Source organism: Cerasibacillus quisquiliarum, from assembly GCF_014202495.1.
GTDB lineage: Bacteria > Bacillota > Bacilli > Bacillales > Amphibacillaceae > Cerasibacillus > Cerasibacillus quisquiliarum.
The window spans coordinates 424,055-436,422 of the sequence record NZ_JACHHA010000001.1 but is presented as its reverse complement, the minus strand read 5'-3'; the positions used below and the strand labels follow the sequence as shown (position 1 = coordinate 436,422).

The 12,368-nt window shown below is 37.0% G+C and carries 12 protein-coding genes and 1 tRNA gene; 2 read left to right on the top strand and 11 right to left on the bottom strand.

The genetic code is table 11. From position 1 onward, the window contains the following. Positions 1–465: 465 nt before the first annotated feature. From eno to HNQ35_RS02065, 8 genes are all read right to left on the bottom strand, one after another. Complete coding sequence (gene eno, locus HNQ35_RS02100) at positions 466–1,752, bottom strand: phosphopyruvate hydratase (RefSeq protein ID WP_146934324.1); 1,287 nt, start codon at positions 1,750–1,752, stop codon at positions 466–468. Positions 1,753–1,767: 15 nt separating this feature from the next. Beyond that, entirely contained in the window at positions 1,768–3,309 is a 1,542-nt protein-coding gene (gene gpmI, locus HNQ35_RS02095) for a 2,3-bisphosphoglycerate-independent phosphoglycerate mutase (RefSeq protein ID WP_146934326.1), read from the bottom strand. Continuing rightward, the gene (tpiA, locus tag HNQ35_RS02090) at positions 3,302–4,063 is read right to left on the bottom strand and encodes a triose-phosphate isomerase (RefSeq protein ID WP_146934329.1); all 762 of its coding nucleotides are present in this window, start codon (positions 4,061–4,063) and stop codon (positions 3,302–3,304) included. Before tpiA ends, gpmI begins: the two co-directional genes overlap by 8 nt. 41 nt (positions 4,064–4,104) lie before the next feature. After that, on the bottom strand, positions 4,105–5,289 hold the full coding sequence (locus HNQ35_RS02085; RefSeq protein WP_146934332.1) for a phosphoglycerate kinase: 1,185 nt from the start codon (positions 5,287–5,289) through the stop codon (positions 4,105–4,107). Between the two features lie 139 nt (positions 5,290–5,428). Beyond that, the gene (gap, locus tag HNQ35_RS02080; protein WP_146934335.1) at positions 5,429–6,436 is read right to left on the bottom strand and encodes a type I glyceraldehyde-3-phosphate dehydrogenase; all 1,008 of its coding nucleotides are present in this window, start codon (positions 6,434–6,436) and stop codon (positions 5,429–5,431) included. A gap of 36 nt (positions 6,437–6,472) precedes the next feature. Continuing rightward, a complete protein-coding gene (locus HNQ35_RS02075; protein WP_146934338.1) occupies positions 6,473–7,501 on the bottom strand; it encodes a sugar-binding transcriptional regulator in 1,029 nt (342 codons plus the stop codon). Positions 7,502–7,611: 110 nt separating this feature from the next. Then, entirely contained in the window at positions 7,612–7,860 is a 249-nt protein-coding gene (locus tag HNQ35_RS02070; RefSeq protein WP_146934341.1) for a glutaredoxin family protein, read from the bottom strand. Between the two features lie 17 nt (positions 7,861–7,877). Beyond that, positions 7,878–8,867: a diaminopimelate dehydrogenase gene (locus HNQ35_RS02065; RefSeq protein WP_146934344.1), complete on the bottom strand. Its 990-nt coding sequence runs from the start codon at positions 8,865–8,867 to the stop codon at positions 7,878–7,880. Between the two features lie 132 nt (positions 8,868–8,999). On the opposite strand from HNQ35_RS02065, the gene dpsA reads away from it, so the two are divergent. Further along, entirely contained in the window at positions 9,000–9,887 is an 888-nt protein-coding gene (gene dpsA / locus HNQ35_RS02060) for a dipicolinate synthase subunit DpsA (protein ID WP_146934348.1), read from the top strand. A 150-nt stretch (positions 9,888–10,037) separates the two neighbouring features. Here dpsA and HNQ35_RS14380 read toward each other — a convergent pair whose 3' ends face one another. Together HNQ35_RS14380 and HNQ35_RS02050 are read right to left on the bottom strand one after the other, a co-directional pair. Continuing rightward, entirely contained in the window at positions 10,038–10,226 is a 189-nt protein-coding gene (locus HNQ35_RS14380) for a hypothetical protein (RefSeq protein ID WP_307724211.1), read from the bottom strand. A gap of 525 nt (positions 10,227–10,751) precedes the next feature. Next, positions 10,752–10,825: transfer RNA gene (locus HNQ35_RS02050), tRNA-Arg, on the bottom strand. A gap of 200 nt (positions 10,826–11,025) precedes the next feature. Between HNQ35_RS02050 and clpP the strand changes: the two genes are divergently transcribed. Beyond that, complete coding sequence (gene clpP, locus HNQ35_RS02045; RefSeq protein WP_146934352.1) at positions 11,026–11,613, top strand: ATP-dependent Clp endopeptidase proteolytic subunit ClpP; 588 nt, start codon at positions 11,026–11,028, stop codon at positions 11,611–11,613. 474 nt (positions 11,614–12,087) lie between these two features. Here the strand turns inward: clpP and HNQ35_RS02040 are convergent, their stop codons facing one another. Next, positions 12,088–12,342 (bottom strand): HPr family phosphocarrier protein, encoded by a 255-nt coding sequence (locus tag HNQ35_RS02040; RefSeq protein ID WP_146934355.1) that lies wholly within the window; start codon positions 12,340–12,342, stop codon positions 12,088–12,090. Positions 12,343–12,368 lie beyond the last annotated feature (26 nt).

The window sequence follows — 12,368 nt, the reverse complement described above, 5'->3', positions numbered from 1 at the left end:
TTTAAAAAACACGATATTCAGAACGTCAATGTAAACGCTCACTACAAAATTAAGCAGCGAGACTATACGTTAAAGCGACAATTTGTACTCTCGAGACGAGTTTGAACTGCGAGACTATACATTGAAGCGATAATTTGTACTCTCAAGACATGTTTGAGCTGCGAGACTATACATTGAAGCGATAATTTGTACTCTCGAGACGAGTTTGAACTGCGAGACTATACATTGAAGCGATAATTTGTACTCTCGAGACGAGTTTGAACTGCGAGACTATACGTTGAAGCGAGAATTTGTACTCTCAAGACATGTTTGAACTGCGAGACTTTACGTTGAAGCGCCAATACGAAATCTCGAGACGTAGTCGAACAACGAGACTATACGTTGAGACTTCCACACCACTAAGAAAATAAATAGCACAGCTCCTAGCTATGGGACTGTGCTATTTATAGGCATTTATCTTAAGTCTTATTTTTCTAAATGATAGAAGGCATCTTTTCCAGCATAGACACCAAGACCTTGTAATTCATCTTCAATACGTAATAGTTGATTGTATTTCGCTACACGGTCTGTACGGGATGGGGCACCGGTTTTGATTTGTCCAGCATTTGTCGCTACAGCGATATCTGCAATTGTAGCGTCTTCTGTTTCTCCTGAACGATGTGATATAACGGATGTATAACCAGCACGCTTAGCCATCTCGATTGCTTCGAAAGTTTCTGTTAAAGTACCGATTTGGTTTACTTTGATTAAGATTGAGTTACCGACACCTTGTTCAATACCTTGAGCTAGCTTTTTCGTATTCGTTACGAATAAATCATCGCCAACAAGTTGAACGCGTTTTCCAATACGTTCAGTTAATAATTTGTGACCATCCCAATCATCTTCATCTAATCCATCTTCTATTGAAATGATTGGATATTTATTAACCATTTCTTCGTACCAATCGACCATTTCTTCCGACGTACGAATGACTCCTTCCCCTTTTAGATGATATTTACCATCAGCATACATTTCTGAAGCAGCGACGTCCATCGCTAATTTGACCTCTTCACCTGGCTTATATCCTGCAGCTTCTATTGCTTCAACGATGGTTTGCAACGCTTCTTCATTTGATTTTAAGTCAGGAGCAAAACCACCTTCATCACCGACTGCCGTATTATAACCCTTTTCTTGAAGAACTTTTTTCAGTGCATGGAAAATTTCTGTTCCAGCTCGTAATGCTTCTTTAAATGTTGGTGCAGAAACTGGCACAATCATAAATTCTTGAATATCAACATTATTATCCGCATGCTCTCCACCATTTAAAATGTTCATCATTGGCGTTGGTAATGTTTTCGCATTGAAACCACCTAAATAATTATAAAGTGGTATATCTAAATAGCTAGAAGCAGCATGGGCTGCAGCGATGGAAACACCGAGAATCGCATTGGCTCCAAGTTTGCCTTTATTATCTGTACCATCTAGTTCAATCATAATTTGATCGATAATATTTTGACGTGTCACGTCAATGCCGTGTAATTCAGGCGCAATCACTTCATTTACATTCTTCACTGCTTGAAGAACACCTTTACCAAGATAGCGGTCTTTATCACCGTCACGTAATTCCACTGCTTCATATTCCCCAGTGGAAGCACCACTTGGAACAAGCGCAGAACCAAATGCACCTGATTCTGTAAAGATCTCAACTTCAACTGTAGGGTTACCGCGTGAATCTAGTACTTCACGAGCATAAACATCTGTAATATATGGCATCTTAAGTCTCTCCTTTTATTTTTTAATTAATGATGTTCCTGTCATTTCATTTGGTTTATCTATATTTAATAAATCTAATAACGTCGGAGCTAAATCAGCTAAAATACCACCATCTCGTAATTCAATCCCTTGTTTAGTCACAATAACTGGGACGGGATTTGTCGTATGTGTTGTCATAGGTTTTCCATCAACTGTTACGACTTCATCTGAATTACCATGGTCAGCTGTAATAATGGCGTGTCCACCTAATTCAATGATGCGATCGACAATTCTTCCTAAACATTCATCAACCGCTTCAATCGCTTTAATCGTCGGCTCTAACTTTCCAGAATGGCCGACCATATCAGGATTGGCAAAGTTAAGTATAATCGCATCAGTCGTTCCTTCATCAAGCACTTTTAATAATGCATCTGTTACTTCATAAGCACTCATTTCTGGTTTTAAGTCATAAGTAGCAACTTTCGGTGAATCTATTAAAATACGTTTCTCACCAGGAAATTCTTCATGTCGCCCACCGTTCATAAAATAGGTGACATGTGGATATTTTTCAGTCTCAGCTATCCGTAATTGAGTGAGATTGTGCTTTGAAATAACTTCTCCGACAGTCTGTTCTAATCCTACAGGACCATAAGCAACAGCACCGTTTATCGAGTCAGCATATTTTGTTAACATAACAAAATGGATATCTGTTGGTCGATTTTCTCCACGCTCAAATTCATCAAAGCTATGTTCAGTGAAAGTACGAGAAATTTGAATAGCTCGATCTGGTCGGAAATTATAAAAAATAATGGAATCACCGTCTTGAATTGTCGCAATCGGTTGACCAGACGTATCTGTCAATACAGAAGGTATTACAAATTCATCATGAATTCCATGCTCATATGAATCGTCAATCACATCATATGGATGATGGTATTGTGGACCTTGGCCATATACCATTGCATCATAAGATTTCTTCACACGTTCCCAACGGCGATCTCGGTCCATTGAATAATAACGTCCAGAGATTGTTGCTATTTTTCCGACGCCATATTCTTTTATCTTCGCTTCTGTCATCTCGATATATTTCTTTGCCGATGTCGGTGGCACATCACGCCCATCGAGAAATGCGTGAATAAACACATCTTTAATGCCTTCTTGTTTTGCTAACTTTAATAAAGCAAATAAATGATGGATATCACTATGTACACCGCCATCGGAAAGAAGACCTAGCAAATGCACACTTTTTCCATTCTTCTTAGCTTCATGCATCGCTTCAAGAAAGACATCTTTTTTAAAAAATTCTCCGCTCTCAATAGACAAATTAATTCGTGTTAAGCTTTGGTAAACAATTCTCCCAGCTCCGATATTTAAGTGACCAACTTCTGAATTTCCCATTTGACCGTTAGGTAAACCGACAGCCTCACCACTCGCTTTAAGTTGGTTATGTGGGTACATTTTCCAATAACGATCAAAATTTGGTTTATTTGCTTGTTTAACCGCATTACCAATCACTTCATCTCGAAGGGCAAACCCATCTAAAATGATCAATGCGGTTGGTGCTTTACGTTCATTCATTCGTTCCTGCCTCCACAAGCTGTAAGAAAGACCCAGCTTCTAAACTTGCTCCTCCTACTAATGCTCCATCAATATCTGATTGTGCCAATAATTCATCTATATTGGTCGGCTTCACACTACCACCATATTGAATGATGACTTTGTTAGCTATATTTGCCGATGTTTCTTTTTCTATTGTCTCACGAATATGTTGACATACTTCATTAGCATCTGCACTTGATGCTGTTTTTCCAGTTCCGATCGCCCAAATTGGTTCATAAGCGATAATGACTTCTCTAACCTGTTCATCTGTTAAACGAGCAATAGCCTTTTTTACTTGTGATGCGACTTGTTCTTTCGTTTCATTTGCTTCTCGTTGCTCCAATGTTTCACCTACACATACAATTGGTGTTAATCCGTGTTTAAATGCTGCATGAACTTTTTTATTAACAGTTTCATCGGTTTCGGCAAAATATTCTCGGCGCTCAGAATGACCGATAATGACATGGGTGACGCCGATATCTTTTAACATGGTCGGACTTACTTCTCCTGTGAACGCACCGCTTTCTTGCTCATGCATATTTTGTGCAGCTATTTTTAAGTTTGTGCCTTTCGCTTTTTCTACTAATAAAGGTAAATGGATAAATGGTGCACAAACAATCGCTTCAACTTGATCTGATTTAGGTAATCGTTCTTTAACTTGTTCAATAAAAGCATGAGCTTCGGCAATTGTTTTATTCATCTTCCAATTACCTGCAATAACCTTCCTTCTCATTCAAACCACCTCTTGATTGTTTTTTTAAAAGGGCTTGCTCATTATTCTTTATCATCAAGAGCCTTAATTCCCGGAAGTTCTTTTCCTTCCATAAATTCTAAAGACGCACCGCCACCTGTTGAGACGTGATCCATTTGATCACTAAGTCCAAACTTTTCTACAGCTGCTGCAGAATCCCCACCACCAATTATAGTAAAACCATCTGCTTCGGCAAGTGATTTTGCGACAGCACGGGTTCCACCTGCAAAAGGATTCATCTCAAATACACCCATCGGTCCATTCCAAATAACGAGTTTTGATTTAGCAATAATGTCAGCAAATGTTTCACGTGTTTTAATTCCAATATCTAAGCCTTGCCAGTCGTTTGGCATATCTTCAATAGAAACAATTTTTGTATCTGCTTCTTCACTAAACCGATCCGCAATTACTGTGTCTTCCGGAATGATGAATTGAACACCTTTTTCTTCAGCTTTTTGTAAAAACTCCTTAGCTAAGTCGATTTTATCTTCTTCAAGTAATGATTTGCCGATATCATATCCTTTCGCTTTAATAAAAGTGTAAGCTAGACCACCACCAACAAGTAAATAGTCGACTTTATCTAAAAAGTTATCGATAACATCGATTTTATCTTTGACCTTAGCACCACCAATAATAGCTGTAAACGGACGCTCTGGTTCTTCTAATGCTTTCGTTAAAACAGCTATTTCTTTTTCCATTAAAAAACCCGCGACAGCTGGCAACTTTTCTGCAACACCAGCTGTTGATGCATGCGCTCTATGGGCTGTACCGAATGCATCATTCACGTAAATATCAGCCATTTCAGCAAACGCTTCAACTAATTTTGGATCATTCGTTGTTTCACCTGGATGGAAACGTACATTTTCTATCAGTAATATATCGCCATCTTCTAATTGAGAAATAGCTGTATTCACCTCATCACCATAAACGCTATCAGTCTTTAGAACGACCTTTCCTGTTAAATCACTTAAGCGCTTCGCCACAGGATCTAGACGTAATTCTTCTACAACTTGTCCATTCGGGCGCCCTAAATGACTAGCTAATATCACTTTTGCGCCTGCTTCTGATAAATAATTAATGGTAGGCAAAGCTGCTCTAATTCTTGTATCGTCTGTTACGTCGCCATCTTGCATCGGTACATTAAAGTCAACGCGGCAAAATACTTTTTTTCCTTTAACTTGAATATCTTTTAGAGTTTTTTTATTCACTGGATAGCCTCCCATTTAAAAATCATATGTACACATCCATTATATAAGTTTTTCCCGTAAAATGCTTTCATTATCCATTTCTAGTTCACGTTTTCTTTTTAGAATAAAAAAAGAGGGAATGCTCTCCCTCTTTTTCATATTATAGTCCTTTATCTGCCATTAATGCTGCTAAGTCCACACAGCGGGCAGAATAGCCCATTTCATTATCATACCAAGAAATAAGTTTTACTAAATTATCATCCATAACCATTGTTGATAAAGCGTCAAAAATAGATGAATGTGGATTACCAACAATATCCGTTGACACAAGTGGCTCTTCACTATATTCTAAAATGCCTTTTAATTCGCCTTCAGCTGCTTCTTTAAATGCTGCATTTAATTCTTCAACAGTAGCTTCTTTTTCAAGTTCTGCTACTAGATCAACGACAGAGCCGTCTGGAACAGGGACACGTACAGCCATGCCATTCAATTTACCAGCTAATTCTGGCAACACTTCAGAAACGGCTTTTGCCGCACCTGTAGTTGTTGGAATAATATTTTCAGCCGCTGCACGTGCACGACGGTAATCTTTATGAGGTAAATCTAAAATCTGTTGGTCATTTGTATAAGCGTGAATCGTTGTCATAAGACCACGTTTGATTCCGAAATGTTCATGCAATACTTTAGCAAATGGTGCTAAACAGTTTGTCGTACAAGAAGCATTTGATACGATATGATGTTTGTCCGCTTCATATTGTTGATCATTAACACCCATAACAACAGTTAAATCAACATCTTTACCCGGTGCAGAAATAATAACTTTCTTTGCTCCTGCATCAATATGCTTTTGTGCCGATTCACGATCTCTAAAACGCCCTGTTGCTTCAATAACAATATCTACACCTAAGTCACCCCATGGTAAATTGGCTGGATCCTTTTCGGCGAACACTTTAACTTCCTTACCACCAACTGAAATATTTGAACCATTAACAGTAATCTTTTCAGCCATTTTTCCATGTACTGAATCATATTTTAATAAATGTGCCAACATCTCAGCATCAGTTAAATCATTCACTGCCACAACTTCTACTTTGTCACTTTTTAATGACTCACGAAAAACCAATCGTCCAATTCTACCAAAGCCGTTAATCCCTACTTTTACTGTCATTTGTCTTCCTCCTTAATGAATCTTTCGTTTTATATATTAAAGGGAAGCATCCCTTAATATACCAATCGCTGCGCCTTCATCTGTAATTAATGTCTTGCTATAGCTAGTTTTAAAATAGGCTGAAATGGCTTCAGCTTTAGAAAGTCCTCCCGCAACTGCAATGACATGTTCTTTTGTAACTAAATCCTCCAAATCAATGCCTGTTGAAACAACTTGATGAATGATATGACCGTTTTTATTAAAATAATAACCGAATGCTTCAGCAACAGCTTCTTCATCAATTAATTTCTCTATGATAGCTTGTGGCGTATCTCGTCTTCGGGCCATCGTGATAGCGTCACCTAATCCATGAAGGACAATTTGCGCTTCCTTAATACGTTCTAATACAGCGTGAATTGCTGGTTCATGACGCATTGTATTAAATGACGCTTCACTTAATACGTCAGGCATAAAAAGCATGCGATACGAACTGTTTGTTTTTTGAGCCATTTTAGCAACGATTGTATTTGCTTGATACTCAACATTTTCACCAAATCCACCGCGTGCAGGAACAAAGAGATATTGGTTATCACCGTCTGTTTCTTCCATTTGTTCTGCTACAGCTGCAATCGTTGAGCCACCAGTAACAGCAATCGTTGCCTCTGGTGTCATAATAGAATCCAAATAATTCGCACAGGCTCTTCCCATTTCTAGCTTAGCCCATTTCTCTTCATCACTATTACCAGGTACAATAATGATTTTTTCTAAACCTAATTGTTTTTTTACTTTTTGTTCTAACTCGTTTAAACCTGATAACTCCTTAATAAAGGGTACAAGTTGTTCTAAAACATATTTACCCTCCTGAGTTAAAAACATTCCTTTATTTGTCACATGCAAAATCCGCTGTTCTTGTAATAATTCTATCTCGCTACGAATCGTACGTTCAGTTAATCCCATAACATCTGCCAATGAACGCCTGCCGATTGGTTGGAGCAAGTTGACATGTCTCATTAGATCGTAACGTTGTTTCATATCTTGTAACATATTCGGGTATATTCTTTTTAGTATGTCAAGTAAACTATTCATGTCATAAGCTCCTCTTAGATGGTCGTTTTTTACCCCGCCCGGGTCAAATGTGTCCCGCTTGTTTTAAAAAAATAGGAAAAATATTTTTCCTATTTTTAGTATACCATATTTCAACTTTTATATCCTAACGATTTAATCTTTTTTTCTAATTGATGTAAATTTAAGTCTTTTCCATATAAAACATCCTCCCCGATTTCAACGACGGGGATTTCCATTTGATATTGACTTAACCAGCGATCATCTTCTTCAATATTTCTCTTCTCAATTGTAAAGTGATAGTCTAATTGAAGCATTTCTAATAATTGCTCTGCCTCTTCACAGAGTGGACAATTTTCACGCATGTAAAAATATAAGGTCATCTCATTGTCTTCCTTTTTTATAATAATTCTTTCATCAATTGGGCTGTTGTTTTATTTGTCATCAAAGCAAAAGGAACATCAAATGGTGTTTTCGCACCTATTTCACCTTTTTTCTGGAGTCGATGAGCTGCACGTGCATATGCGACTAAAACACTTGCAGTAAATTCTGGATTACTTTCTAGTGTAAGGGAGAACTCTACTGTTTGTTGATGATTTGGACTTGTTTTTCCAGAGCGAATGACAAAGCCACCGTGTTTCATTTTTTGATGTTCATTGAAAAATGTCGCTTCATCAATAAAGTGAACAGTCGTATCATATGGTGCGAAATAATCAGGCATCGTTTTAATTTCCTTCTCTATCCGTTTATGTTCTTTCTCATCAGCAACGACATAACAAACACGTTTATGCCGTTCTGCTGCTGATAAGTTTTCGCCTTTGCCACGTCTTGCATCAGCTAATACTGATTCAATAGGAACTGTATATTGAACCGCATGTTTAACACCCTTTATACGACGAACAGCTTCGGAATGACCTTGACTAAGGCCTTCTCCCCAAAACGTATGTGTCCCACCTTTCGGAATGACGATTTCTCCTAATAAGCGATTAAGAGAAAACAAACCAGGATCCCAACCGGTTGAGATGATAGCCGTGTTTCCTCCCTTTAGAGCAGCTTCATTCACTCTCTCATAGTGCTCAGGAATCTTTGCATGATTATCATAGCTATCAACAATCGGAAAGTGTTCAACTACTTCGGGACTCATTTTTGGTAGATCACTCGCTGAGCCACCACATAATACCATGACATCAATTTTTCCCTTAAAACTTTCTATATCATGATATGGGTAAACTTTGACATGATGAGTCGCTGTTTTAATTGTCGCTGGATCTCTTCTTGTGAATATCCCGACTAATTCCATATCAAGGTTATTCTGAACCGCCAATTCTGCTCCCCGACCTAAATTACCGTATCCAATAATTCCGATCTTTATTTTTTCATTTTGTTTCATTGTATGCCACTCCTTTATCGGTTACAATTATAGTCGTTTTAGACATATTCAGCAAAATTTTTACTATATATGAAGCAACATAACGATTGATTTGTTATCGTAAACATATCATTTCAAGAGGAGTTGATTTAAATGACAACCACCATACATCGTGTATTAATGATTGGTGGAGATGCGCGTTACAGAGAAGTTGTTCAGTCATTTGCTAAAGCTGATTTTCAAGTGATTGCTGTCGGTTGGGAGAAATTTGCTTTTTCCTTACACAATGTGACTCATGACAGATTAGCGAACATTGATTTTTCTACCATTGATTCGATCATCTTACCTGTTTCTGGGGTAAATGATCAAGGGGTGGTCGAACTTAGTCCATATGCTGATACAGAACTCGTTTTAACAGAAGAAATGTTAAGTAAAACGAAAGAAACATGTATCATTTATACAGGTGTGGCAAATGCGTATTTAAAACAAATGGTGATGAATTCGAGTAGATCATTAGTGACATTATTTGACCGTGATGATGTGGCTATTTTAAATTCAATTCCAACAGCTGAAGGAACTTTACATATCGCCATGGAGCACACCGATGAAACAATTCATGATTCCCATGTTCTTGTACTAGGCTTCGGTCGTGTTGGTATGTCTGTCGCTAGATTGTTTGCTGCTGTTGGTGCACATGTTACTGTTTGTGTGAGGCAGTCGAAAGACAGGGCACGGTTAAAAGAAATGGGAATGAGAGGCATTTATTTTGATGAGATTTATGAAGTCATTGACCAGTTTCAAATCGTTATCAATACCGTTCCTTATCTCGTACTTGATGACAAGCTGATTGAAAAGATGGGTTCGGATTCATTAATTATTGACCTTGCTTCGAGTCCAGGAGGTACTGATTTTACAACAGCACATAATAAAGGAATTAAAGCTATTCATGCGCTCGGTATCCCAGGTAAAGTCGCACCAAAAACTGCTGGGAAAATCATTGCGGATGTACTGATTGATTTGATGGGTAATTATATCAAGTGAAAAGATTGCTGCATATTCTAGAAAGTCTAATAATGAAAACAGATTTTGATCGAAGAACGCCCCCAATTTTTACCATAAATAACACAGAAAAAATAGGGTTTTTATAAACAACACCTTGAATAATTTCTCATCTTCAAGGTGTTGTATTAATTATTTTTCTATTTCTTTTTTAACTTCTTCAAACCACTCATTGAAAATGTCGTTAGGATGCAATAATTCATCATTTGAATAAACTAAATCATAACGATACCTACCATTTAGTTTATTACTCTGAACATTGTAATGCAATTTCATTTCGGTCGGCATATCACGATTGAATTCTTTACATTTATTATGCAATTCCTCTAAATTTTTAATCCCAATATCTAATAATGCTTCTTGCTTAGCAATTGATGTATCGAACTCATTTGAAATATTATTTAATTGATGTTTACGATAAACATTATTTTTTATCTTAAAAAAACATTAAACACATATACACTTGACTCATAGGAGCAATAAATATAAATATCGTTTGCTTTATGATTTACATATTCTTAAACAAACCCCTACCATATTCACTTGTAATTCTAAGAAATAATCTTCAAATTCTTTAGGCACTTTCATCTACCTTTCACATTATTTATTTTATCTTTGTAAAATTCACCATCTATCATATATCTAACTTCGAAACTTACAGGCCCCAGTCTCGTCCCACTGTAACATGCTTTCAGGCTTTTATTGCGATTTTCAACATAAAATGATTTTTAATATTTGATTAAAGTTGTATTTTGAAAGCGATGTGACCAATTCGTGACCGAAAAACAAAAAAAGGCAAAAGATAGAATGCTCTCTATCCTTTGCCAAACAATAGTTTAAAACAAACGCGCCCGAGAGGACTCGAACCCCCGACACATGGAACCGGAATCCATTGCTCTATCCAGCTGAGCTACGGGCGCATATTAATGACACAAGTTTTATTATATCGCTTTTTATATTTTATGACAAGTCCCTTTGAAATAAATTGTTTATTTCAAAGGATAATCGGTTAATATGGATGATATAAACAAATTATAATCTTTATGTTTGACCTTCATTGACCTTTAGTTTATGATAAAATAAGACTTCATATTATTGTCATTTAAGGAGGAAATTGAAAATGCATTTAATTCCTACAGTTGTTGAACAAACAAATCGTGGAGAGCGTGCGTATGATATTTATTCACGTTTATTAAAAGACAGAATCATTATGTTAGGGAGCGCAATTGATGATAATGTAGCGAACTCTATCGTTGCTCAGCTCTTATTTCTAGAAGCAGAAGACCCAGGTAAAGATATTTCACTATATATTAACTCACCAGGTGGTTCTATCACAGCTGGAATGGCTATTTACGATACCATGCAATTTATTAAATCAGATGTATCAACTATTTGTATCGGTATGGCTGCATCTATGGGGGCTTTTTTACTTGCTGCTGGTGAAAAAGGTAAACGCTATGCATTACCGAATAGTGAAATAATGATTCACCAACCATTAGGTGGAACACAAGGTCAAGCAGCAGACATTGAAATTCACGCAAAGCGTATTTTACAAATGCGTGATAAAATGAACCAAATTCTTTCTGAAAGAACTGGGCAACCGATTGAAGTCATTGAACGCGATACGGACCGTGACAATTTCATGACAGCTCCTGCTGCTGTTGAATATGGATTAATAGACAGTATTCTTGAACGAAAAGATAAATAATAGAAAGAAAATGCTTTCCAATTTTGTCTATTGGAAAGCATTTTTTATTATGTTATGTATCTATTCGGCTGAATCAAAGTTTTGTCACCCTGTTCTACTCATCATGATAATAAATATTTGCCAATTTATATAACGGCGAAAGGATAAAACTTTATTCTGCATGTTATTATACGATCATAGGAATATTTTACAGTGTGGAAGGTCTACTCCTTATCAAGTGCTCATTTTTAAGAAATCCGTACGGAGTTGAGTGTAACGCTCTACTACGCATTAATCCGTACGGGAGTAGAGGGACCTTAGATCTACTCTCTGCATTTAAAGGGAGATTTCGATACTTAAATCACAACTATCATGCAGCTACTTCATTCAAATGAAAAAACCGGCCTAGAAATACATTCTCTACCGGTTTAGTTCTGAATCCTTTATTCCAGATAAGCACGGTTTACAATTGTTATAAACTTCACAAGCACAGATTTAGGATTTAGAGACAAAACTAATTAAATGGTTTAATGCCGCTTCTTCGTCTGGACCGTCTGCTATTAATGTTACTGTTTCACCTTTAGTAATCGCTAAACTCATTAATCCCATAATACTTTTAGCGTTAATTTTTTTCCCGTCTTTTTCTAAAAAAATATGGGATGAATAACGATTTGCTTCTTGAACGAATTGTGCTGCTGGACGTGCCTGTAGGCCTGTTTCTAATTCTATTGTAACTGTTTTTTCAACCAATGATATCATCCTCTCCAATCTTAGGA

Coding starts and splice junctions, on each gene's coding strand:
- eno (WP_146934324.1), bottom strand. CDS start 1,752: ATGCCATATATTACAGATGTTTATGCTCGTGAAGTACTAGATTCACGC.
- gpmI (WP_146934326.1), bottom strand. CDS start 3,309: ATGAATGAACGTAAAGCACCAACCGCATTGATCATTTTAGATGGGTTT.
- tpiA (WP_146934329.1), bottom strand. CDS start 4,063: ATGAGAAGGAAGGTTATTGCAGGTAATTGGAAGATGAATAAAACAATT.
- gap (WP_146934335.1), bottom strand. CDS start 6,436: ATGACAGTAAAAGTAGGGATTAACGGCTTTGGTAGAATTGGACGATTG.
- HNQ35_RS02075 (WP_146934338.1), bottom strand. CDS start 7,501: ATGAATAGTTTACTTGACATACTAAAAAGAATATACCCGAATATGTTA.
- HNQ35_RS02070 (WP_146934341.1), bottom strand. CDS start 7,860: ATGACCTTATATTTTTACATGCGTGAAAATTGTCCACTCTGTGAAGAG.
- HNQ35_RS02065 (WP_146934344.1), bottom strand. CDS start 8,867: ATGAAACAAAATGAAAAAATAAAGATCGGAATTATTGGATACGGTAAT.
- dpsA (WP_146934348.1), top strand. CDS start 9,000: ATGACAACCACCATACATCGTGTATTAATGATTGGTGGAGATGCGCGT.
- clpP (WP_146934352.1), top strand. CDS start 11,026: ATGCATTTAATTCCTACAGTTGTTGAACAAACAAATCGTGGAGAGCGT.